The sequence below is a fragment of the Aquimarina amphilecti genome (genome assembly GCF_900109375.1).
GTDB lineage: Bacteria > Bacteroidota > Bacteroidia > Flavobacteriales > Flavobacteriaceae > Aquimarina > Aquimarina amphilecti.
In genome coordinates this window covers 326,303-349,294 of the sequence record NZ_FOAB01000001.1, presented here as the reverse complement: position 1 = coordinate 349,294, position 22,992 = coordinate 326,303, and the positions used below count along the sequence as shown (strand labels likewise).

Sequence of the window (22,992 nt, the reverse complement as noted above, 5' to 3'; positions counted from 1 at the left end):
AAATATTCTTACTTACGTTATTATAAAGAAAAGATTAAAGACCCCTTATGCAGATAAAAATACATTATTTTTTAAATTTTGTACCGATAAACTAAATATTTTTAAAATACAAATCACTGTAAAAAAACTAATTAGGAGTATTATTCCCATAATAAGCGTATTATATTTTCTTAAAAAAAATAACAAACGAGCATAAAAAAGCCATCATATTTTCTACAATATGATGGCTTTAATAATTTATAATAAACAGCTTTTATTGATTTCCTAAAATTAAAGGCATTCCGTCTTTTCCAGAACCTACAATAACAACTTTAGAGTTTGAAGATTTTGCTAACTCTAGAGTAGCTTCAATTCCTTTTTCTTTAAGGATTTTATCCGTTAAAGAAGCACTAAGAATCTGATTCGCAATCGCTTTACCTTCTGCATCAATTTTTTGTCTCTCTGCTTCCTTCTTTGCTTTTTCTAATCTAAACTCATATTCTAAAGCTTCTTGTTCTTGCTTCAGTTTTCTTTCGATAGCTTCTTTAATAGTTGGTGGTAATGTTACATCACGCACTAAAACCTCATTTAACTGGATAAACTGGTTCCCAACTATTTTCTTTGTTTCTTCAAAAATTTCTTTCTGAATAGCATCCCTCTTACTAGAATATAATTGTTCTGGTGTATATCTACCAACTACACTACGTGCTGCAGAACGTATTGTTGGTAACAAAACTCTTTGTACATACTGCTCTCCTTTTTGCTGGTGTAATAAACCTAATTTAGCATAATCAGGTTGGAACCAAGCCGAAGCATCTAATTTTATTTCTAATCCATTAGAAGATAGTACTTGCATTTTTTCGAAAACTTCTTGTTGTCTTACTTCATATACAATTACTTTGTTCCAAGGAGCTACTAAATGAAAACCTTCTCCCAATGGCGGCTGATCGGTTACTACACCACCTCCAAAAGTTTTATATAATACTCCTGCTTCTCCGGAGCCTATTGTTTCAGTTGATTTCGAAATAAAGACAATTGTTAGTACAACAATTATAAGAATAGGTAACCCTATTTTAGGTAATTTTTCCATGATATGTGTATAGTTTTTAAATTTTTAAATAAGCCCATTATATTTCCTCATAAACCACTCAATACTTAATAGTATAATAATAATAACTAAAAGATATTTCCAATCTATTAAAGATACAATATTTTCCTTGCTCTTTTGGATTGCCTGATATCTCTGATCTTTAATGAGATCAAGTATTAAGCGCTCTTCTTGATTCATAAAATAAGCACTTCCTTTTGTATTAGTAGCTACTTGTCTAAGTTTTGTTACATCTGCATTTAGTAATTGCTGTTCTACATCGTAATCCAAAATACTAAAACTTCCTGAACGCGAAATATTTTCACCCACAACCACTACTGTATAGTCATAATTCCCAGAAGAAAAGCTACTCAAATCTGCTTCATAAGAACTATTCTTTAATAACATCGGTATCGTTTGTGAAGCTTCTGTATCTTTATTTCTTACTACTATATTCAGATTACCTCTACGGTCGAATTCATAATTTTTAGTAAAATATTCTGCTTTTATCTTTATACTAGAGTTACCATAATAAAATGATTCCGAAATAGTATTCAGTCTACTTTTTTGTTTATTAGATGCAAGGTATTGAACTAATCTCCCAAAGAAATCATCAAAACTTTCAAAACTTTTGTTATCTAAATATGATTGTGCTCGCCATCTCCAAATACCTTCACCAAATAAAACCGCTTCTCTAACACCATTATCCTCAATAGTTGCCAACAAAGGTTCTTCCGTTTTTATATTTCCAATATTTCTTTGTAATAGCGCATCATAAGATGATTTCATATTAATCTCTCCAAAAGTTCCTATTAATGGAGGATAACCATTAAAACCAATATCATCCAATAAGAATGTCCCATAGTTAGGATTGAATCTTGGTAGATAATATTCTGTCTGCCTAGTAATTTCTTGTCGATAAATATCTTGTTCTCTATTAAGAAAAACCCAATCCGTTTTAGAACCAGTTATAGTGAAATAATTCTTCCTAGAAGCTTTTATCTTTTCATACACACCTCTGTATCTTGCATTTGGCTGATACAAAACAACAAGTTGATACTCTTCAATATCTTTTACATCTGATGGTTTTATAATTGTTAGACTTCTTCTTTCGTTGCTCTCAATACTTTTCTTAATAGCTCCTAAATCAGGATGAGTAATATCACTAATCAACAAAACATTTGTTTTTTGATCAATCACTTCTACCGCAAAGTCTTTTCTATTATTAACTATATTTTTTTCATTTTCTATAGGTATTAATCGCGCACTGTATTTTAACACGCCAGCTACACTCGCAGGGAGTGTAAAGTTGATAACTGTAGAATTCTTTTCTTCTGAGAAAGGAACTGGTTGAGAATAAACAGTATTGTTTCCTGATTTTACTTCAAAACGAGTATTTATATCATCAACTCCAGAGTAAGTAAGAATAACCTCTACTGGAAACTTGTTTTTTAGATATGCGTACTTATTTACATTAAGTTGTTGGATCTTAGTATCTGTTACCGCGGTGGTATCGCCAGTAATTACAGGATAAATCTGTTGCTTATAATTAATACTACTAAATTGATAATCTCTTCCATATGTCTGATTACCATCGGTAATTAATACTGTCGGTGCATTGGTGTTTTTATAAATCTGATCTAAACTTTCTAATGCTTCAGAAATATTTGTTTGTTTTTCGTCAAAAGTTAAGCTTAGCGTATCTTTTAGTACATCAGAGAAAGAGTAATATTTTATATCAAATCTTTCTTTAAGCTCAGCGCTTTCTTTAATCTTATTGATAAATTGTGTTACCTGTATATCCTGCTTAAGATGTTTTATAGATGAAGAATTATCTACTGCAAAAACTAAGGTTGGCTTTTCTACGTAGTACGTATTCTTACGAAACGTAGGATTAATTAATAATAGTAATAATGCAAAAACACTTAAAAAACGTAAAAAAGCAAAGAATAGATTCTTTTTAGTTCTATTCTTTGCTTTATACATATATTGAAATAGTGCAATAATTATGGCAATTACTCCTGCTGCTATAATCAATCCTATATTTTGTATCTGCATTCCTGTTAATTACGACCTTAAAATTACTATGTAAAACTTCTCACCTTAAACCTAATAATAGCTTATCCAAAAAATGAAAATAATCACATTAAACTAAAAAGATCTTAAACTTATTAAAAAACTCTCCAAAAATCATAAAGCTTGTTTGGAAAGTTTACATTAGGTAAGCATTCCTCCATCTACATTAAGAACCTGACCCGTAACATACGCACTTAAATCACTAGCTAAAAACAAACAAGCATTTGCTATGTCTTCTGGAGCTCCTCCTCTTTTTAAAGGAATTGCTTTTCTCCATTCATCAACTACTTTCTCATCTAATTTACCAGTCATTTCGGTTTCAATAAAACCAGGAGCAATCACATTACTTCTAATATTTCTAGAGCCAAGTTCTAAAGCCATTGATTTAGAAAAACCAATAATACCGGCTTTAGATGCAGCATAATTAGCTTGACCAGCATTCCCTTTTACTCCAACAACAGAACTCATATTAATAATACTTCCATTACGTTGTTTAAGCATTGTTCTTTGTACTGCTTTTGTCATATTAAAAACACTTTTAAGATTGACTTCGATAACTTTGTCAAAGTCTTCTTCACTCATTCTCATAAGTAAATTATCCTTAGTAATACCAGCGTTATTAACTAATATATCTATACTACCAAAAGTTTCTAAGACATCTTTTGCCAAACTTTCAGATTCTTCAAAACTCGCTGCATTACTTTGATACGCTTTTGCTTTGATTCCTAAATTGTTTAATTCTTTTTCTAAATCTGTTGCAGCGTTTACAGAAGAACTATATGTAAATGCAACATTTGCACCTTGTTTTGCAAAAACTTGTGCTATTCCTTTTCCAATACCACGTGTAGCACCAGTGATAATGGCGGTTTTACCTTGTAAGAGATTCATTCGCTCTATTATATTTTTTTGGTATATCATATCATTAATTAATGATATGAATTATTTAATATGTTCAAATATAAGAATTACTAACAGCTCAACAATAATAAAACTCCTGATTTATAATAGGTTTTATACACATAAGCCATAAAACAATTTGAGCAAGGTTTGGTCAAATTCACTTTCGTTTCTTTAGTCAACTGAATATGTTAGAGTTATTCTCAAGAAAACACAAGAAACATACTAAAACAAAAGAAATTTAAACTAAAAAACCTCGAATATTATTATCGAGGTATTCATTGATTACTACTGAATAAAGTTTAATGATGCACAATAGCTTCGGATCTATAGGAAGATACTTTTTTTTGAAACTGATGATATTTTTTAATTACTTCAAAAACTTCGTCTCCTATTTCTTTAGAAAATTGGACAGAATTTTTCAATAAATCAAAAGCATTATTAATAGTTTGCGAAAGTTTTCGCCCATTAAAATCCAATTCCAGAAATTGTTTATGCATATCTGGCGTGCAAGGTTCGCAACGATAAGAATGTAAATCAGAGAGCATTACGGTAAGTTCATCCTTCATACGACTTAATCTAAGCGCATGTGTCTGTCGATTAGGAGATTCTTTGAGTGTAATTTGGTTATTCATAATGGTTTGGTTTTAAAAGTGAGTGTTTTAAATTTACCAATATTAAATAAGACATCAAAAATTTTAGACTGTATACCTACATATTTTATATTTATACTAAAGAATTAAACGATTTATAAAAAAATCACTACTAAATTTTAATTAAAACTAAATATGTATAATCAGTTGTATTAAAAAAAAGAGGAAAATACCCTCAAAAATCATAACATACAATTTTATATACAATAACTAATGGCAATAAATAAAAAGTATAATTGGGGTATCATTGGATGTGGTAAAATAGCACATAAGTTTGCAGAGGACCTTTTAGAAGTACCAAATGCTAACTTATTAGCTGTGGGGAGCAGAGATATTAAAAAAGCTAAAAACTTTGGAAGAACATTTAAAGTTTCTAATTGTTATGGTAGTTACATGGAGCTTATTGCTGATAACGAAATAGATATTATCTATATAGCAACCCCTCATGTCTTCCACTATGAAAATACAATAATGTGCCTAAACGCTAAAAAAGCAGTTTTATGTGAAAAACCTTTTGCCTTAAATTTAGAACAGGTAACGGAAATGATTCTTATAGCAAAAAAGAATAATACATTTTTGATGGAGGCATTATGGACCTATTTCTTACCACATTACAGACATGTTTTAAAAATTATTGAATCTAATAAACTTGGCAAAATAAAGAACCTACAAGCTGATTTCGGTTTTGCAAGTACATACAATCCAAAAAGCAGAATATTTAACAAAGCTCTTGGAGGAGGCAGCTTATTAGATGTCGGCATCTATCCATTATTTGCAGCATTAAGCTTATTAGGCTATCCAGAAAACATCGAAGCAAAAGCTACATTTGGAGAAACTGGCATCGATGAAAACTGTACCATGAAGCTCTCTTACAAAAATAATATACAAGCCTCCTTATTTTCTTCTGTTACTGAAAAAACCAATACAGAAGCCATTATTAAATTAGAAAAAGGAACAATTGTTATACATAGTCGTTTTCACGAACCATCTACAATTACCATTACAAAAAATGGTATTTCTAAATTATACGAATTTCCCGTTACCACCAACGGATACAATTATGAAGCGATCCATGTACAAGAAATGATTGCAAAAGGGAATATAGAAAGTGAGATTATGACCTTTAATAAAAGCATAAGATTGGTAAGGTTACTGGATGCAGTTAGAGATAAAATTGGACTACATTATGAATAAAAAATTATGAAATACTCTATAATCATTAACATAATCAAATCGTAAATTTTGCTTAGTAATATTTCTATTACAATGTTTGATGTAATATAGAATTCTAACAAAAAAAGCGCTCTAAATATTAGAGCGCTTTTCGATTTGTGTGAAAAAAAAGAGTGTTATTTAGCTCCCCACTCTGCAAGGGAGTCTTTGTTTAATTTTACGTAGTCAGCATTTTTAGCCTTCTCTGCTAACTCTAACGAAGTTTTTGCTGCTTTTATTGCACCAGCTTTATCTCCACTTTTAGCAAGAATTAAAGAATGTTGTCTATGATACCAAAATGCATCTGCTCTACCTGCTACAGCTTTTTCAATATGCTGTTTAGCTTTCGCATAGTCCTCAGTATCTTTATAAAATACTGCTGCTTGATAGTGATCATTAGGAGATGGTCCAGCCATAACTTGTTCTATACTCTCCATTGCTTTCTTTTTAGAAGGAACTTCTAATTTTATAGCAGCTTCTGTATTTTCCCATAAAATATTAATAAGTGCACTATTCATTGTAAAATCACTAAACATAATAGTAAATGTCTCTACGTTCATAGGGATTTTTGTTGCCTTTACATTTATTTTAGCAGCAACTTTACTATCGTCCCACTCACGTGGGGTTCCCCAGTTACTTGCATCGCTATAAAACATAACTTCCCAGCTTTCTTTACCTGGTTTTGTAAAAATCGCGTATGTACCTTTCTTCAATTCGCTTCCTCCTACTTTTACATCATCACCAAAGGTAATTTGAGTATTCTTGTTCGCTCCTGTTCTCCATAATTTATCATAAGGCACTAAATTTCCAAAAATAGTGCGTCCTTTCATACTTGGACGTGAATATTCAACAGAAACATCAGTTAACCCAACTACTTGTTCTATTTTAGAAAGAGGGCTAGGTTGTGGGACTGTTACTTGAGCATCAACACCTAGAGATAATAAGGCAACCGATACAAATAAGATGATCTTTTTCATTGTGTTTAAATTTAGTCTATAATTAGTTTAATCGAAACGAAATTAATAATTACACATACATTAAAAGTTAACAAAAACTTAAAATAAGTAGTACTATATTTGTCTTTATTTCTAATTGTATGATGCGTAAATATATATCCGAAGTAATAGGAACTTTTACAATGGTATTTTGTGGTACCGGAGCTATGACTATAAATGAGGTTACTGGTGGTGATGTAACACATGTAGGTATAGCTATCACTTGGGGGTTGATAGTGATGGCAATGATTTATTCTTTTGGAGATATATCCGGAGCTCACTTTAATCCTGCTGTTACCATTGCCTTTGCATATGCTAAAAAATTCAAATGGAAAGAAGTACCTAAATATATATTAGCTCAATGCATCGGAGCCATCGCAGCCAGTAGTATTTTACTATTCCTATTTCCAGAAAGTGAATTTCTTGGTGGTACACTTCCTTCTTTTGATCCACTTAGAGCATTTATTCTTGAACTACTTCTTACCTATTTTTTAATGCTTGTTATTATCAATGTATCTACTGGGTCTAAAGAAGTAGGAATGATGGCGGGTATAGCAATTGGAGGAGTTGTTCTTTTAGAAGCTATGTTTGCTGGGCCGATGACAAATGCATCAATGAACCCAGCAAGATCTTTAGGTCCTGCACTATTATCAGGTCATTGGGAACATCAATGGTTGTATATGATTGCTCCATTAATCGGAGCAATACTGGCAGTATTAACGTGTAGAATTACTAAAACAGACAACTGTTGTAATGAATGTTAAGCACTTCAAATTAATTTTTAAACTTTCCTTGTTTTAAAATTTACTTTATTTAACATATATTTATGGGATATTAGTATCTTAAATGCAATTACACACCACAGATTTTTGTTCTATTGAATTATTTGAAAATTACGTAATTATAACCGTTAATGAAGGAGTTAATTTAACTTTAGATAAAGCTAATATTATTAGAAAAAAACTTCGTTCATACTACAAAGACCAAAAATTTCTTTTGATTTCCAACAGAGAAAATAACCATGAAGTGTCTGATGATATATATAAACAAGGCCAATTATCAAACATGAAAGCTATTGCCATTGTATCTAAGAAAAAAACAGAGCGAGACAAAGCCATTATTGAACAAAAGTTATTTGATAAATCATTCGCATTTTTTGAAAATCTAGAAGAAGCCAAATCGTGGGCACAATCCTATTTTTAGTTTTGTTTAACTTTTTTGTTTAAAATTTAAACAAAAATGATTGTACCTTTATCCTTAAAAGAGGTATACAATGAAAATATATACATTAAAAGCAAAGCAAAACCTTCCTATTTCTTTACAAGAAGCCTGGGATTTCTTATCCAATCCTAGCAACTTAAAAACAATAACACCGGATTATATGGGGTTTAAAATATTATCTGGTGCAGAAAAAAAAATGTATGCAGGTCAAATTATACAATATATAGTAACTCCTGTTGCTGGAATCAAAACAAAATGGGTAACCGAAATTACTCATTCAGTAGATAAAGAATACTTTGTAGACGAACAACGATTTGGTCCATATTCACTTTGGCATCATAAACATTTTATCAAAGAAATTCCTGGCGGTGTAGAAATGGAAGATATTATTGATTATAAAGTACCTTTTGGTATTTTAGGGCAATTAGTACATCCATTTATGGTAAAACCGAAGCTAAAGGAAATATTTGATTACAGAGAAAAGAAACTAATTGAGCTATTTGGGACCTACAACTCTTAAAAGACAAACCAAATAACTATATAATTTATAAAATTACATAATGAGAAAAAACATTTTACTTATTGGTGGTAGCCATGGAATAGGATTCGAATTAGCGTTAAAACTTTATAGTAATCATAACGTATATATAGCTTCCAGAACTTCTCAAAACTTAGGGAATCTAGAAGTAACTCACATCCCTTATGATGCATCTACAGATGAAATTGACACCTCCAAATTACCTGATCAGTTGGATGGTTTTGTATATTGTCCTGGCAGCATAAATCTAAAACCTTTTACAATGCTAACTCCTGATGCATTTTATGAGGATATGCAAATTAATTTTATGTTTTTGATAAAAATAATGCACGCTATTCTCCCACAATTAAAAAAGTCAAAACAAGCTAGCATAATTTTATTCAGTACTGTAGCGGTTAAAGTAGGAATGCCATTTCATACTAGTGTAGCTGCTGCTAAAGGTGCAATCGAAGGTTTTGCAAAAGCATTAGCAGCGGAATATGCACCAACACTAAGAGTTAATGTTATTGCTCCCTCTCTAACAGACACTCCATTAGCCAAAAGACTATTAGGTAATGAAAAAAAGAAAGAAAAAATGGACCAACGACATCCTCTTAAACGTGTAGGAGAAGCGGAAGACATCGCAAATATTGCAAAATTTCTATTGAGTGATGATAGTAGTTGGATAACAGGTCAAGTACTAGGTGTTGATGGAGGAATGTCTACTTTAAATGTAAATTAATATGCCAAAAAAAGTAAATATTTTTTGGTTTAGAAGAGATCTCAGACTAAATGACAATGTAGGCCTAAACCAAGCATTAAAAGATGATCTTCCCGTTTTACTCGTTTTTATTTTTGATCAGGAAATCCTAAAAAAGTTACCAAAAGATGATAGCAGACTATCATTTATACATGATACTTTACAAAACATTTCTCAAAAACTACAGGATAGCTATAATAGCTCAATAGCAATGTTTTATGGTAACCCTACCGAAATATATAAAAATCTAATTACAGAATATCAAATAGCCAAAGTATATACAAATCATGATTATGAACCCTATGCCAGAAACCGAGATGAAAAAATAGGGAAATTGTTAAGTGAAAATGCTATAAAGTTCGAAACTTTTAAAGATCAAGTGGTTTTTGAGAAGGAAGAAATCACAAAATCTGATGACACTCCTTATGTAGTATATACGCCGTACAAAAACAAATGGAAAGAAAGATTTGATGCCTCAAAATTAAAAGAACATAATTCGATAGAGAATCTAAAAAATTTGGTTAATGACATAAATCTACCCAACCTATCGCTTTCTGATATCGGTTTTATAAAATCTAAAATTAGAGTACCAAAATTTAAAGTTTCACCTACCCTTATCAATAATTATGAAGATACTCGAAATTTCCCTGCAATAGAAAATGGAACTTCTAGATTAGGACCACATTTACGTTTTGGGACCGTTAGTATTCGCGAAATGATTAAAAAGGCAATTGCTGAAGAAAATGAAGTTTTCTGGTCGGAGTTAATATGGCGAGAATTCTTTATGCAAATCTTATGGCACTTTCCACACACTAAAGACAAAGCATTTAGACCAAAATATGATCGTATTGAATGGCGCAATAATGAGGCTGAATTTGAAGCTTGGAAAAAAGGTGAAACAGGATATCCTTTAGTAGACGCAGGAATTCGGGAATTAAATCAAACTGGTTATATGCACAACCGCGTTAGGATGTTAGTTGCAAGTTTTCTGTGTAAACACTTATTAATTGACTGGAGATGGGGTGAAACATATTTTGCAGAAAAACTTTTGGATTATGATATGTCTGCTAATGTTGGAAATTGGCAATGGGCTGCTGGTTCTGGTGTTGATGCGGCACCATACTTTCGAATCTTTAATCCCACAACTCAAGTCACCAAATTTGACAAGAAATTAGAATATATTAATATGTGGGTTAAAGATATTAATGAATTAACCTATCCGCAACCTATTGTTGATCACAAAATGGCAAGAGAAAGATGTTTAGCTACTTATAAAGAAGCTGTTGCTTAAAAAAGAAATTATAACATTTATTTAAAAATATGCACCAAAGTTTTTTGTAATTTAAAGCCATTACAAACCAATAAACTTCAAAACCAATGAATACACAAGAAGTAGCTAATCGTTTAGTAGAACTTTGCCGTAAAGGTGAAAACATGCAAGCTTTAAAAGAATTATATGCGGACAATGTTGTTAGTCGCGAAATGCCTGGAGCCCCTAATTTAGTTGTAACTGGGAAAGACGCCGTAACCAAAAAAAGTCAGGATTGGTATGCAACCGTAGAAGAATTTCACGGAGGTGAAGTTTCTGAACCAATGGTTGCTGAAAATCATTTTTCTTGCAAAATGAAAATGGATTGTACTTTTAAAGGACAAGGACGTATGCAAATAGAGGAATTAGCGGTTTACAATGTTAATAATGGCAAAATAACAGAAGAGCAATTCTTTTATTCTATGCCAAGCTAAGAAAACACAAAAGTGATCGAGAAATATTAACTGATTCGGTTTATATCATTAGATATATTTTATCCGAAATAAAATGAATAATATTTTTCGATCATTTTTATTTAGTAAAACCTGTAATAAGTTCTAAAACTTATACCCCGCAGAAATCTGAAAGACGTGATTTCTTTGACTTAGTGCATCTTCAAAATCAAATATGTCAGAAATCCTTATATTAAAACGAGATTGAAAAAATAATCCATCTTCAAACTGGTATCCAAAACCTATATTAATCCCATAACTTACAGGCGCAATCAGCTCCTTCAAATCATCCTGAGTAGTTTCAGAAATACCATTTACAGAACTCTTTTTTAATAATTTTGCAGAAGTTAACACTCCCAATTGTGGTCCAATCTCAGCACTAAAACCAGGAGTTAAATAATATTTTACCATAATAGGAAGTACAATATAATCCAGCTTTAATAACCATTCTGTAAACCTTAAATCCGAACTATCCGTAAATCCAGGTTGTACATAGGAGCCTTGAAACGAGTACAGTAACTCGGGCTGAATAGCCAAAAATCTTGTAATTGGTATTTCTCCTACAATCCCTAGATGAATGGTATTTCTAGGTATAAAATCATCAATTTCTTCTCCTGATATGTATGAAAGGTTATAACCTACTTTTAAACCTAGCTGAGTACGATCTTGTTGAGCATTTGTTTTTACTGATATTAAAAAGACAAGAAGTACTGGAAATAGTATTTTTTTAATCATTAAATCTATTATTTTGGGGTGAAATTTTTAAAAATAAAAGCGCCAAAAATAAACAAATCATTTTAATTAAAAAAAACGAAGAATTTTATTCTTATTTAATTAAAATCAAGTTAAAAACACCTTAAAAGTGGCACCCATTATTGTCTATTATCAGGATCCAAAAATTTCTTCACCTTTTCTAAAGCAGGGTTTCGATTATCTTCTTTCCAAATAACAGATAACGCCGCTTTTTGAGAAATTTTAGGAATTTCTAAAAATTTCACATTGAGATCAAACCCATACTGCAAAGATGTGGGAACAATAGCCACTCCTAACCCACTTTCTACCAACTTAAAAATCGTTTGTGCGTGAACTGATTTATGAGAGACTATTGGGGTAAACCCTTTATCTTCACATATACTCATGATCTTATCATAATATATAGAACTGTAATCTGAAGAAAACAAAATAAAATGCTCTAAAGAAACCTGCGCCACACTTCTAAAATTCTTTTTAGTAAGCAAGTGATCTTTTGGCAACACCAATGAAAAAGAATCTGTTTGAACAACTTTTATACAAACTCCATCCGGCACTCTTGCTAATCGAACAAATCCAATATCCAATTCATCACTAACAATTGATTTTACTTGATCATAATTAGACATTTCCTCTAAACTAAATTGAATTTTAGGATATTCTTTATCAGCTTTTACTAAAAGATCAGGTATAACCGTTTGAATTGCAGAACCTAAAAAACCAATCCTAACTTCTCCTTCGCTTCCTTTATCAATTAAAGACGTTTGTTTTATCGTGAAATCAATATGATTAAAAATATATGCTACTTCCTTTTTTAGATATTCTCCTGCAGCTGTTAGGCTTACATTTCTTTTGTTCCTAATAAAAAGCTCTGCACCAATAATACCTTCCATCTGTTTGATCTGTCTGCTCAAACCAGGTTGTGAAATAAACAGTCTTTCTGCAGCCTTCCTAAAGTGTAATTCTTCTGCTACGGCCAAAAAATAGGTAAAATGACGCAATTCTAACTGATAACTCATAGTTATTAATTATTGACAAAATTAGTATTTATAATTATTAAAAATACTAATTATCTTAGTGTATACAAATACGAACAACTATAATGTCTAAAATATCATCAAATTTTCAATTCGGAGAAGATTACCTTACAGTAAGTAAAGCTATCAAAATAGCTTCTGGAGAAATCAAAGGTATCATTTCTACAACCGCTAGAGAAAAAATCAAAAAGAGTCGTAATGTAGTAGAAAACATTGTCGACAAAGGCAATCCGGTATATGGAATAAATACTGGTTTCGGTCCCCTGTGTACTACTATGATTTCTAAAGAAGAAACCAAAATACTTCAATCTAATATATTACAGAGTCATAGTGTAGGTGTGGGTGACCCAATTGACCAAGAAATTGCTAAACTTATGCTAATTCTAAAATTACAATCTCTTGCCAAGGGATATTCTGGTATCGCTGAGAGCACATTAGATCGTATACTATGGCATATTGATAATAATGCAATTCCTATTGTTCCTTCTCAAGGTTCTGTTGGTGCTTCTGGAGATTTGGCACCGTTATCTCATCTTTTCTTACCCTTAATCGGACTAGGAAAAGTAGTTTATGAAGGAAACGAAATAACTACTTCGGATTTATTTAAAAAAAGTAAGTTAGTCTCTTTAGATCTTGGACCCAAAGAAGGATTAGCCCTCATAAATGGAACACAATTTATAGCAGCACATGCTGTAAAAGTTGTAGAAAAACTGCATAGTTGTCTTTCTCAAGCTGATATTATTGGAGCCATGATGATCGAAGGATTACAAGGCTCTGTAAAACCTTTTTACAACGAATTACATGAGTTACGTCCTTTCAAAGGAAATATTCACGTGGCATCTAGAGTAAAATCTTTACTAAAAGGATCTGAAATAATGGAAGATCATATTGACTGTGATCGAGTTCAAGACCCATACTCTTTGCGATGTATACCACAAGTACATGGAGCTTCTAGAAACTCATGGCTTCATCTTAAGGAATTAGTCGAAGTCGAACTAAACTCTGTAACAGACAACCCTATCATTATTGACGAAGAACTTACAATAAGTGGTGGTAGTTTTCATGGACAACCTTTAGCTATGGCTATAGATTACGCATGTCTTGCAGCTTCAGAAATTGGAAATATTTCGGATCGAAGAATATACTTAGCCTTAGAAGGAAATTCTCCTGGAGTCCCAAAACTATTAATGAATGATACCGGTATAAACTCTGGATACATGATCTTACAATACACTACTGCAGCATTAGCAAGTGAAAACAAAGGCTTGTGCTTTCCTTCTAGCGCGGATAGTATACCTACCTCACTTGGACAAGAAGATCACGTTAGTATGGGATCTATTGGTGGTAGAAAAGCATTAAGAGTGATCGAAAACGTAGAAAAAATTTTAGCTATAGAACTCCTAACAGCAGCCCAAGCTTTTGAGTTTAGAAAACCAATGAAATCTGGTGTCATTTTAGACGAAATTCATAAAATGGTACGTAAAAAAGTCTCTTTTGCAGAAAAAGATCGCGTATTTGCTGATGATATAGAAAAAGGGATTGATATTATTAAAAATAAAACCATCATTACATTAGCAAATAGCATTGCCAACAAGGAGAGTGTATCTTTAGAGACTAAATTCTCCAACCAATTTGAAATATACTAGTTATGAAAAAGTACACACTTATTGGCCCCATCAAGCAATTGATATCCATGGATGGATTATCACTAAAAGGTGCTTTAAAAGATGAAGAAATACCCGTGATTGATGATGCAGGAATTCTAATGGATGGAGAAAATATTCATAGCATTGGGAGTTACTCTAATTTAAAAGAAATCGGAAACAACTATAATGCAGAAATTATAGAACTACAATCCGATTACGTCTGTCTTCCTGGCTTAATCGATGCTCATACACATATATGCTTTTCAGGCTCCAGAGCAAACGACTATGCTATGCGAAACTCTGGAAAATCTTACCTCGAAATCGCAAAAGCTGGTGGTGGAATATGGGATACCGTTACCAATACTCGAACCGCTAGTCAAGATGAACTATGCCATTCTGTAGTAAAAAGAGCTAATAACCTTCTTAAAAACGGTATCACCACTGTGGAAGTAAAAAGTGGTTATGGACTTTCTGTACAAGAAGAGCTTAAAATGCTTCGTGCAATAAAAGAAGCTAGTTTAAATATAGAATCAGATCTTATTCCTACCTGTTTAGCAGCACATATGCTACCTAAGGATTATGATGGGAATCACCAGGAATATCTAAACGAAATTGCTACTACTCTATTTCCTATTCTAAAAACAGAGAAACTCACCAATAGAATAGATGCTTTTATAGAACAGAGTGCCTTTACTAAAGAAAACATAAAGCCATATTTTGAGAAAGCGATAGAGATGGGGTTCGACATTACTGTTCACGCAGATCAGTTTACTACTGGTGGTAGTGAAATTGCTGTTGAAATTAAGGCTATAAGCGCAGATCATCTAGAAGCTAGTACAGATAATGAAATTAAAGCACTAGCCGAAAGTGATGTGATATCGGTCGCACTGCCAGGAGCTTCTATTGGCTTAGGATGTGATTTTACACCTGCAAGAAAAATTCTAAATGCGGGAGGTGCTTTGGCCATTGCAAGTGATTGGAATCCTGGTTCTGCACCAATGGGAGATTTACTAACACAAGCTTGTATTCTAGGAACATTTCAAAAGCTTAGTAATGCAGAAGTATTAGCAGGAATAACCTATAGAGCAGCAGCTGCTTTAAAATTAGAAGATCGTGGCAAATTAGCTCCAAAAATGATAGCAGACTTCTGTCTTTTTCCAATCGACAATTACAACGAAATACTATACAATCAAGGTAAACTGACTCCATCACAAGTTTGGAAACGTGGAGAAATAGTATATTCTAAATAATAAAAACCAATTCTAAATCAATAAACTAGTAACTATAGTGCCTCTTATGACTAATTTCGAAAAACAAATTATATCCGGTATACCTAAAACACTTCCTCCAAGAAAAGAGTTTAGCTCCAAAATAAGTAGAGCACCCAAACGGAAGCAAATTTTATCCATTGATGAAAAAAAACTGGCTCTTAAAAATGCTCTTAGATATTTCCCCAACAATTGGCATGAAGAGCTTGCAAAAGAATTTCTTGAAGAATTAAATGAATTTGGGCGGATTTATATGTATCGATTTATGCCTGACTACAAAATTTATGCAAGACCTATCCAAGAATATCCTGCAAATTCGATGCAAGCCGCAGGAATTATGTTGATGATACAAAACAATTTGGATCCAGCTGTAGCTCAACACCCTTATGAACTGATAACATACGGAGGAAATGGTGGAGTGTTTCAGAATTGGGCGCAGTATCTAATAACTATGCATTATCTAGCAACCATGACTGACGAGCAGACTTTACATATGTATTCTGGTCATCCTATGGGGCTATTCCCTTCATCTAAAGAAGCTCCCAGAGTTATTGTTACAAATGGAATGATGATTCCAAATTACTCCAAACCAGATGACTGGGAGAGATTTAACGCACTTGGTGTTACCCAATATGGACAAATGACCGCTGGTAGTTATATGTATATTGGCCCGCAAGGAATTGTACATGGAACTACTATCACAGTAATGAATGCTTTTCGAAAAACTTTAAATCAAGGTAAAAAAACTGAAGGAAAAATTTTCTTAACTGCTGGATTGGGAGGCATGAGTGGTGCGCAACCTAAAGCTGGTAATATTGCCAAATGTATCACTGTATGTGCAGAAGTAAACCCAGATGCTGCAGAAAAACGTTATAATCAAGGATGGGTTGATGAAATTGTAGATGATTTAAGCGATTTGGTAAGTAGAGTTAGAACAGCGGTTAAAAACGATGAGGTAGTTTCGATAGCTTACAAAGGAAATATTGTTGATGTTTGGGAACGGTTTTATGATGAAAGCATATATATACATCTTGGTTCTGATCAAACATCTTTGCACAATCCTTGGTCTGGCGGATACTATCCAGTTGGAATGACTTATTCAGAATCCAATCAGATGATTGCAAATGATCCAGAAAAATTTAAAATTAAAGTACAAGAATCACTGAGAAGACAGGCGGATGCAATAAATAAACATACGGCAAAGGGAACATACTTCTTTGATTATGGAAACGCATTTCTTTTAGAAGCATCACGTGCTGGAGCAGATGTAATGGCCGAAAACAATATTGATTTTAAATATTCATCCTATGTCCAGGATATTTTAGGCCCTATGTGTTTTGATTATGGCTTTGGACCATTTAGATGGGTATGTACATCCGGAAAACCTAGTGACTTAGATACTACAGATAAGATTGCCATTCAGGTAATGCAAGAAATTAAAGAAAACGCTCCAAAAGAAATCCAACAACAAATGCAAGATAACATCACTTGGATTGAAGAAGCAAAGCAAAATAAGCTTGTTGTAGGCTCTCAAGCTCGGATTCTATATGCAGATGCCGAAGGCAGAGCTAAAATCGCTGAGGCGTTTAACAAAGCCATTAAATCAAACCAAATCTCCGCACCTGTAGTATTAGGCAGAGATCACCACGATGTAAGTGGTACAGATTCTCCTTATAGAGAAACAAGCAATATTTATGATGGAAGCAAATTCACAGCCGATATGGCCATTCATAATGTGATAGGAGATAGTTTTAGAGGTGCGACTTGGGTTTCTATTCATAATGGTGGTGGCGTTGGTTGGGGTGAAGTAATCAATGGAGGATTTGGACTACTGCTTGATGGATCCATAGAAGCCTCCAAAAAGTTAAAAAACATGTTATTTTATGACGTAAATAATGGTATTTCTCGAAGAAGCTGGGCAAGAAATGAAGAAGCTATTTTTGCTATTAAAAGAGAAATGAGACGTACACCAGAACTTAAAGTAACCATTCCTAATGTATTAGAAAAAAGTATTTTAGACAAATTATTTTAACACCCAAAACATCTGTGCAATATTTTATACACAAGCATAATTCTTCCAATGAAAAATTATAAAAAAACAAATTCAACTATTTGGTCAGGACGAACATCTAATGATCAATTATACCTTCACGAAAAAATAACTTGTGTTGATTTAGAAAACAATGAACTTCCTGAAAACGAACAAACAGCCTTTGCAATTCTAGGGTACGCTTGTGAAGAAGGAGTAAAAAGAAATCTAGGTAGAATTGGTACAGAGTCCGCACCTGATCTTATAAGAAAAATGATAGGATCCTTGTCAAATCACCTTGATAAATCTGTTAAAACAATCGATGCAGGTAACATTTATTGTATTGAAAATGATCTAGAAAAAACACAAAGTATTACTTCAGACAAAGTGTTTCAACTGATTAAAAACAAGTATTTTAATATAATTTTAGGTGGCGGTCATGATTTAGCATATGCCCATTATAACGGAATTAGAAAACACCTCCCAGATACTTGTATTGGAATTATAAACCTAGATGCCCATTTTGATCTAAGAACTGTAAATGACAAAGGAAATTCTGGCACTCCGTTTTATCAAATTTCAAAAGAGAACGATCGTTTCAAATACTTGTGCCTAGGTATTCAAGAAGAATCTAACAATAAAATATTATTTCAAACGGCTCAAAAATTGGGAGTAGAATATATTAAAAACACAGATTTTAATATTGAAAACAAAAACCACATTGCAACTGTAATTGATAATTTTATAAACGATATTGATGTAGTTTATTTAACTATTGATTTAGATGGTTTTTCGTCTTCTTTTGCCCCTGGTGTTAGCGCCCCTTCTCCATTTGGTTTTTCGACTGATATTGCTTTATTTACTATTGAACATATCTGTAATAGTGGTAAGTTAATAAGTACAGATATTGTAGAACTTAATCCCATCTATGATTTAGACAATTGCACCGCAAGATTAGCAGCTAGACTAGTTTATTATATTATGAAATTTATTTCCACTTCTTAATTATATTTTCTGTTTCTACATTTAATTATATTTACAATAGAAATACTGATAAGCTGTATGGAACAAATTGCTCTAATTCTTATTTATATTCACGCCTTCTTTGGCGGTATCGGTTTATTAGCAGGTCTTATTAGCATTATCGGTAAAAAAGGTAAGTTTTATCACAGAAAATCGGGGGTCGTTTTTTCTGTAGCTATGTTTATAAGTGCCCTTATAGCAATACCTATTACCCTATTACCTAATCATAAAAACCTATTACTTAATCTACTCTCAATTTTCACTATATATCTTGTAATTTCCGGAAATAGAATACTGCGATTTAAGAAGCATCACACATTAGGAACTACAGACATAACTATTACCATTATAATGGGACTAATTTTTTTCGGAATGATTAGTATTGGTATTTTTTATCGCGTACAAGAGATCCCTAAAAGCACTTTATTTTTCTTTTTTGGAGGATTTGGAGTAATGGCCACAATAAGAGACATAAAACTCTATAAAACCTTTAAAACGAATCCTAGAGGCTATTTATCTAATCATATTGGAAAAATGTCTGGAGCTTATGGAGCAGCGGTCACGGCATTTTTGTTAGCCGCATTAGATTCAAGTACCTTGTGGATTTGGCTAACCCCTTCAATAATAACATTAATATTTGTTACTTTCTGGAGGCGAAAAATAACTTAGTTATAAATTTTTATTCATAGTGTAACATTGTTTTTAGTGAATCGTCTGATTACTAAAAACTACCAAATGCCTTTTCAAAAAATAATTGAACGCACCTTACGATACTTTGTTGCATTTTTTATATTCGTTTATGGTGCTGCAAAACCACTACAATTCAGTAACAATAACGGTTTTCCTGATAAATTAGTAAGTGAGTTAACAGGAATGGAGCTAATGTGGTCTTTTTTTGGTTACACACAAACAATACCTATTATAATCGGAATTCTTCAAGTTACAGGAGCCCTACTCCTACTATCCCAACGTACAAAGATTATTGGCGCACTTTTACTACTCCCAATCATGACCAATATTGTATTATTTGATATATTTTATCAAGTAAATACTGGAGCTACCATTAATGCCATAGTATTCCTTATTATTCTAATAGTTCTACTCTTTTTTGAACAAAATAAAATGACTCAAATTTTTAAAATACTTACCTTAAAAAAAACAAAAGATCCCAAAAAGAATCTTTTATTTGTCACAAGCGCAACCTTAGCTGCTATGTTATTTTTCGCATATACCTTTCTACAACGCTAACATCTGATTTCTCATTATCTAATATATAAAAACAATCAACTTAGCTCTTAGTATTAAAAATTAACCAAAGAATAGCGGATATAATACTCTATTTCTAGAAAAACTTGTGTATTGTAGCTATCAAAATATAATTACTTTCGTATCTTCGATGTGCATGTTTACATCTAATTTCCCCTTAAAGATTTGCACATATTGATTATTTCTCGGGCTTTTTTTAATATAAATACAATCTCTTTATTTAACCTAAAATAAAGATGATTCATAATGTTTTATGGAAGCAGTAAATTTTTATCAAATATCAGTTTTATTACTACAGGGGTTTGTTGTATCCTTTTTGGTTCTTACGTTGTTTCATTTTCGAAAAGTTACAGGTAATGGACTTTTATTTACTGCACTGGGAATGTTTCAATTCATCCAGGTGTTTACAGCCACAACTATGTATTTTGAGATTTATGATGGTATAACAGTATCTCCTGGGTCATCTGTTCTTTTCTCTGTAACATTATTTACCGTTTTAATCTTTTACATCAAAGAAGACGCTTTGTTAACTCGAAAGCTAATATACGCTCTTGTTATAGCAAATTTGATGATCGTAATATTATTACTACTTTTTGGTATTAATTTAAAAGATTCCAACATTCATCAGGTATCTTTTAAAATGCTATCAGATTTTTTCAATACCAATGTCTTTCTTTTAATATATGGCACTATTCTTTTATTTATTGATTCTATTCTTATAATATTCATATTTGAGTACATATCTAAACACATACAAGCTCTTTTTTTAAGAATACTTATTACTATGCTTTTGATACTATCATTTGATGCAATAATGTTTAGTGTTGTTGGATTTTGGGGGCCAATGGATGTTACGAATTTTCTGATTTCTGGCTTATCCTCTAAGATCGTTATGAGTCTCTACTACGGAATCATATTCACTGTATATATTAAGTATTTCCAAAAAGAAATTTCGGAAAACACCTATTCTACTTTTAAAGATGTATATCATTCACTAACCTATCGTCAAAAGTTTGAAGAAGCTGAAAAAGTAATACAATTAAGTGAAAATAGATATCAAACTTTAACAGATATCTCACCAGTAGGTATTTTTATGACAAAGGCAAATGGGAAAACCACATTTGTTAACGAGAAATGGTGTGAAATTTCGGGCCTGGGACAACAAGAAGCAATGAATGACGGATGGCTTAAGGCTGTTCATCCAGAGGATAGAAAAAAATTAAAATCTAATTGGTATGATGATACTAAAAGAAAAGAGGCTTCTCATGCAGAATATCGATTCATTAGACCAGATGGAACTACAATTTGGGTATTAGGACAAGCAATTCCAGAATATAATGATCAAAAAGAGATAATAGGTTATGTAGGAACAGCAACAGATATTACTGAGCTTAAACTTTATGAGATAGAGCTCAATAAGATGAAAGATAAAGCTGAAGAAAGTGATCGTTTAAAATCCGCTTTCCTAGCAAACATGAGCCATGAAATTCGCACCCCCATGAATGGCATATTAGGTTTTGCGGAATTACTTAAAGAGCCTGTCCTTACTGGAGACGAACAACAATTATACATTAGCTTAATAGAAGAAAGTGGTGCCCGAATGTTAAATATTATAAGAGATATTATTGATATTTCTAAGATTGAATCAGGTCAAGTAAAGGTTTTTACATCTGATATAAATATCAATGAACAAGTTACCTACTTATATCATTTTTTTAAACCGGAAGCAGACAGAAAGGATTTACAATTAAGTTTTAATAACGGTTTACCGGATAACGAAGCAGTTATTAAAACTGATAAAGAGAAATTCAATGCAATACTTACCAACCTAGTAAAAAACGCTCTTAAATACACTCCTGAAGGCTCTGTTTCGTTTGGATACGAAGTAAAAGATGAATTTTTACAATTTTATGTAAAAGATACCGGTATGGGAATTGCTAAAAATCGACAAAAAGCAATTTTCGAACGTTTCGTACAAGCAGACATAGAAAACAATTACGCAATAGAAGGTGCTGGAATAGGGTTGTCTATAGCAAAAGCCTACAGTGAAATGTTAGGAGGGAAAATCTGGTTAGAAAGCAAAAAAGATTTAGGTTCTATATTTTATTTCACAATCCCTTATACTCAATAAAAAAAAGAGTAGGCTAAAAAAAACCTACTCAAAATTAGATATCTTTATTTTTATTTATCAAATACAATAGTTTCTACCCAGTAGTTTTCTAGCTCTTGCAACTCTATTTCTTTTAAAGCACCAACCCAAGGATCAATTATCAAAACAGTATTATCATCAGTATATCCTGTGATCAAAAGTGCATGTGCCATGAAACCATTATAATTCTGTGTGCCTATTAAAATTGGACGACTACTATCTATCTGCCCTTGTATCTCATTAAAACTTAATTTAGGGTCATTTCCAGAAATTAAACTTCTATATTCTGAATTTATATAACTAAAATGAGTTGATATTTGCGGATGTAACGTAAATAAATCCAACCCTTGATTATTTGCTTCAAACATCTCATCAAGTATTTTTTCTGACTTGTATGTACCATAACTCTGCAAAGCCATTGATAAAGCTGCAGCCCAACAATTATTAGAACCTATTTGTTCTTCTGGAGTTATACTTAATACATTGGTTACTTTCTTTTTAGAACTTGTTAACTCGCCCATAATCTTATATTGTTTTTTTTTGTGTGTTTTTAGGTTTTAAGAGTTGTTTTTAAACAACAATTAATTATGCTAATAAAAATAAACAAAAACCTTATTTATAACAACAATAACTTAGTATGAAAATACTGACGAAAAACCTGCTTAA

22 protein-coding genes are annotated in these 22,992 nt (G+C 32.1%); 14 read left to right on the top strand and 8 right to left on the bottom strand.

Features of this window, described 5'->3' with window-relative positions; all coding sequences use genetic code 11:
• Positions 1-253 precede the first annotated feature (253 nt).
• From BMY33_RS01515 to BMY33_RS01500, 4 genes are all read right to left on the bottom strand, one after another.
• Positions 254-1,069: a prohibitin family protein gene (locus BMY33_RS01515; protein WP_091404577.1), complete on the bottom strand. Its 816-nt coding sequence runs from the start codon at positions 1,067-1,069 to the stop codon at positions 254-256.
• A 24-nt stretch (positions 1,070-1,093) separates the two neighbouring features.
• Positions 1,094-3,124 carry a hypothetical protein gene (locus tag BMY33_RS01510; RefSeq protein WP_091404576.1) on the bottom strand — a complete coding sequence of 677 codons (2,031 nt, stop codon included), beginning with the start codon at positions 3,122-3,124 and terminating at the stop codon, positions 1,094-1,096.
• A 159-nt stretch (positions 3,125-3,283) separates the two neighbouring features.
• Entirely contained in the window at positions 3,284-4,030 is a 747-nt protein-coding gene (gene fabG / locus BMY33_RS01505) for a 3-oxoacyl-[acyl-carrier-protein] reductase (protein WP_091404574.1), read from the bottom strand.
• Between the two features lie 311 nt (positions 4,031-4,341).
• Positions 4,342-4,674: a hypothetical protein gene (locus tag BMY33_RS01500; protein ID WP_091404572.1), complete on the bottom strand. Its 333-nt coding sequence runs from the start codon at positions 4,672-4,674 to the stop codon at positions 4,342-4,344.
• A gap of 231 nt (positions 4,675-4,905) precedes the next feature.
• Here BMY33_RS01500 and BMY33_RS01495 point away from each other — a divergent pair, with 231 nt between their 5' ends.
• A complete protein-coding gene (locus tag BMY33_RS01495) occupies positions 4,906-5,886 on the top strand; it encodes a Gfo/Idh/MocA family protein (RefSeq protein WP_091404570.1) in 981 nt (326 codons plus the stop codon).
• A 155-nt stretch (positions 5,887-6,041) separates the two neighbouring features.
• Here BMY33_RS01495 and BMY33_RS01490 read toward each other — a convergent pair whose 3' ends face one another.
• The gene (locus BMY33_RS01490) at positions 6,042-6,881 is read right to left on the bottom strand and encodes a DUF2911 domain-containing protein (RefSeq protein WP_091404568.1); all 840 of its coding nucleotides are present in this window, start codon (positions 6,879-6,881) and stop codon (positions 6,042-6,044) included.
• Between the two features lie 119 nt (positions 6,882-7,000).
• Here BMY33_RS01490 and BMY33_RS01485 point away from each other — a divergent pair, with 119 nt between their 5' ends.
• The 6 genes from BMY33_RS01485 to BMY33_RS01460 all read left to right on the top strand — a co-directional run bounded on the left by BMY33_RS01485 (position 7,001) and on the right by BMY33_RS01460 (position 11,140).
• Positions 7,001-7,663: an MIP/aquaporin family protein gene (locus tag BMY33_RS01485; RefSeq protein WP_342028409.1), complete on the top strand. Its 663-nt coding sequence runs from the start codon at positions 7,001-7,003 to the stop codon at positions 7,661-7,663.
• A gap of 82 nt (positions 7,664-7,745) precedes the next feature.
• Positions 7,746-8,102: a hypothetical protein gene (locus BMY33_RS01480; protein WP_091404565.1), complete on the top strand. Its 357-nt coding sequence runs from the start codon at positions 7,746-7,748 to the stop codon at positions 8,100-8,102.
• Positions 8,103-8,172: 70 nt separating this feature from the next.
• Positions 8,173-8,640, top strand: a complete 468-nt coding sequence (locus BMY33_RS01475; RefSeq protein WP_091404562.1) for an SRPBCC family protein — start codon at positions 8,173-8,175, stop codon at positions 8,638-8,640.
• Between the two features lie 40 nt (positions 8,641-8,680).
• Positions 8,681-9,379: an SDR family NAD(P)-dependent oxidoreductase gene (locus BMY33_RS01470; RefSeq protein WP_091404559.1), complete on the top strand. Its 699-nt coding sequence runs from the start codon at positions 8,681-8,683 to the stop codon at positions 9,377-9,379.
• Position 9,380: 1 nt separating this feature from the next.
• A complete protein-coding gene (locus tag BMY33_RS01465) occupies positions 9,381-10,688 on the top strand; it encodes a cryptochrome/photolyase family protein (protein WP_091404555.1) in 1,308 nt (435 codons plus the stop codon).
• A gap of 86 nt (positions 10,689-10,774) precedes the next feature.
• Positions 10,775-11,140 (top strand): nuclear transport factor 2 family protein, encoded by a 366-nt coding sequence (locus tag BMY33_RS01460; RefSeq protein ID WP_091404549.1) that lies wholly within the window; start codon positions 10,775-10,777, stop codon positions 11,138-11,140.
• A 123-nt stretch (positions 11,141-11,263) separates the two neighbouring features.
• On the opposite strand, the gene BMY33_RS01455 is transcribed toward BMY33_RS01460, so the two are convergent.
• Positions 11,264-11,893: a porin family protein gene (locus tag BMY33_RS01455; protein ID WP_091404544.1), complete on the bottom strand. Its 630-nt coding sequence runs from the start codon at positions 11,891-11,893 to the stop codon at positions 11,264-11,266.
• Between the two features lie 137 nt (positions 11,894-12,030).
• A complete protein-coding gene (locus tag BMY33_RS01450) occupies positions 12,031-12,927 on the bottom strand; it encodes a LysR family transcriptional regulator (protein ID WP_091404539.1) in 897 nt (298 codons plus the stop codon).
• A gap of 83 nt (positions 12,928-13,010) precedes the next feature.
• Between BMY33_RS01450 and hutH the strand changes: the two genes are divergently transcribed.
• The 7 genes from hutH to BMY33_RS01415 all read left to right on the top strand — a co-directional run bounded on the left by hutH (position 13,011) and on the right by BMY33_RS01415 (position 22,308).
• The gene (gene hutH / locus BMY33_RS01445) at positions 13,011-14,591 is read left to right on the top strand and encodes a histidine ammonia-lyase (RefSeq protein ID WP_091404535.1); all 1,581 of its coding nucleotides are present in this window, start codon (positions 13,011-13,013) and stop codon (positions 14,589-14,591) included.
• A 2-nt stretch (positions 14,592-14,593) separates the two neighbouring features.
• Entirely contained in the window at positions 14,594-15,841 is a 1,248-nt protein-coding gene (gene hutI / locus BMY33_RS01440) for an imidazolonepropionase (RefSeq protein ID WP_091404531.1), read from the top strand.
• Between the two features lie 46 nt (positions 15,842-15,887).
• On the top strand, positions 15,888-17,891 hold the full coding sequence (locus BMY33_RS01435; RefSeq protein WP_091404528.1) for a urocanate hydratase: 2,004 nt from the start codon (positions 15,888-15,890) through the stop codon (positions 17,889-17,891).
• 48 nt (positions 17,892-17,939) lie between these two features.
• Positions 17,940-18,893 (top strand): formimidoylglutamase, encoded by a 954-nt coding sequence (hutG, locus tag BMY33_RS01430; RefSeq protein ID WP_091404524.1) that lies wholly within the window; start codon positions 17,940-17,942, stop codon positions 18,891-18,893.
• Between the two features lie 57 nt (positions 18,894-18,950).
• A complete protein-coding gene (locus BMY33_RS01425) occupies positions 18,951-19,580 on the top strand; it encodes a hypothetical protein (protein WP_091404522.1) in 630 nt (209 codons plus the stop codon).
• A gap of 66 nt (positions 19,581-19,646) precedes the next feature.
• Positions 19,647-20,159 (top strand): DoxX family protein, encoded by a 513-nt coding sequence (locus BMY33_RS01420; protein ID WP_091404521.1) that lies wholly within the window; start codon positions 19,647-19,649, stop codon positions 20,157-20,159.
• 271 nt (positions 20,160-20,430) lie between these two features.
• Positions 20,431-22,308 (top strand): sensor histidine kinase, encoded by a 1,878-nt coding sequence (locus BMY33_RS01415; RefSeq protein WP_091404518.1) that lies wholly within the window; start codon positions 20,431-20,433, stop codon positions 22,306-22,308.
• 50 nt (positions 22,309-22,358) lie between these two features.
• On the opposite strand, the gene BMY33_RS01410 is transcribed toward BMY33_RS01415, so the two are convergent.
• Entirely contained in the window at positions 22,359-22,847 is a 489-nt protein-coding gene (locus BMY33_RS01410) for a C39 family peptidase (RefSeq protein ID WP_091404517.1), read from the bottom strand.
• Positions 22,848-22,992: the final 145 nt, after the last annotated feature.

Excerpts from the sequence above, each read along its gene's own strand:
- BMY33_RS01515 (WP_091404577.1), bottom strand. The coding sequence starts at position 1,069 with ATGGAAAAATTACCTAAAATAGGGTTACCTATTCTTATAATTGTTGTA.
- BMY33_RS01510 (WP_091404576.1), bottom strand. The coding sequence starts at position 3,124 with ATGCAGATACAAAATATAGGATTGATTATAGCAGCAGGAGTAATTGCC.
- fabG (WP_091404574.1), bottom strand. The coding sequence starts at position 4,030 with ATGAATCTCTTACAAGGTAAAACCGCCATTATCACTGGTGCTACACGT.
- BMY33_RS01500 (WP_091404572.1), bottom strand. The coding sequence starts at position 4,674 with ATGAATAACCAAATTACACTCAAAGAATCTCCTAATCGACAGACACAT.
- BMY33_RS01495 (WP_091404570.1), top strand. The coding sequence starts at position 4,906 with ATGGCAATAAATAAAAAGTATAATTGGGGTATCATTGGATGTGGTAAA.
- BMY33_RS01490 (WP_091404568.1), bottom strand. The coding sequence starts at position 6,881 with ATGAAAAAGATCATCTTATTTGTATCGGTTGCCTTATTATCTCTAGGT.
- BMY33_RS01485 (WP_342028409.1), top strand. The coding sequence starts at position 7,001 with ATGATGCGTAAATATATATCCGAAGTAATAGGAACTTTTACAATGGTA.
- BMY33_RS01480 (WP_091404565.1), top strand. The coding sequence starts at position 7,746 with ATGCAATTACACACCACAGATTTTTGTTCTATTGAATTATTTGAAAAT.
- BMY33_RS01475 (WP_091404562.1), top strand. The coding sequence starts at position 8,173 with ATGAAAATATATACATTAAAAGCAAAGCAAAACCTTCCTATTTCTTTA.
- BMY33_RS01470 (WP_091404559.1), top strand. The coding sequence starts at position 8,681 with ATGAGAAAAAACATTTTACTTATTGGTGGTAGCCATGGAATAGGATTC.
- BMY33_RS01465 (WP_091404555.1), top strand. The coding sequence starts at position 9,381 with ATGCCAAAAAAAGTAAATATTTTTTGGTTTAGAAGAGATCTCAGACTA.
- BMY33_RS01460 (WP_091404549.1), top strand. The coding sequence starts at position 10,775 with ATGAATACACAAGAAGTAGCTAATCGTTTAGTAGAACTTTGCCGTAAA.
- BMY33_RS01455 (WP_091404544.1), bottom strand. The coding sequence starts at position 11,893 with ATGATTAAAAAAATACTATTTCCAGTACTTCTTGTCTTTTTAATATCA.
- BMY33_RS01450 (WP_091404539.1), bottom strand. The coding sequence starts at position 12,927 with ATGAGTTATCAGTTAGAATTGCGTCATTTTACCTATTTTTTGGCCGTA.
- hutH (WP_091404535.1), top strand. The coding sequence starts at position 13,011 with ATGTCTAAAATATCATCAAATTTTCAATTCGGAGAAGATTACCTTACA.
- hutI (WP_091404531.1), top strand. The coding sequence starts at position 14,594 with ATGAAAAAGTACACACTTATTGGCCCCATCAAGCAATTGATATCCATG.
- BMY33_RS01435 (WP_091404528.1), top strand. The coding sequence starts at position 15,888 with ATGACTAATTTCGAAAAACAAATTATATCCGGTATACCTAAAACACTT.
- hutG (WP_091404524.1), top strand. The coding sequence starts at position 17,940 with ATGAAAAATTATAAAAAAACAAATTCAACTATTTGGTCAGGACGAACA.
- BMY33_RS01425 (WP_091404522.1), top strand. The coding sequence starts at position 18,951 with ATGGAACAAATTGCTCTAATTCTTATTTATATTCACGCCTTCTTTGGC.
- BMY33_RS01420 (WP_091404521.1), top strand. The coding sequence starts at position 19,647 with ATGCCTTTTCAAAAAATAATTGAACGCACCTTACGATACTTTGTTGCA.
- BMY33_RS01415 (WP_091404518.1), top strand. The coding sequence starts at position 20,431 with ATGGAAGCAGTAAATTTTTATCAAATATCAGTTTTATTACTACAGGGG.
- BMY33_RS01410 (WP_091404517.1), bottom strand. The coding sequence starts at position 22,847 with ATGGGCGAGTTAACAAGTTCTAAAAAGAAAGTAACCAATGTATTAAGT.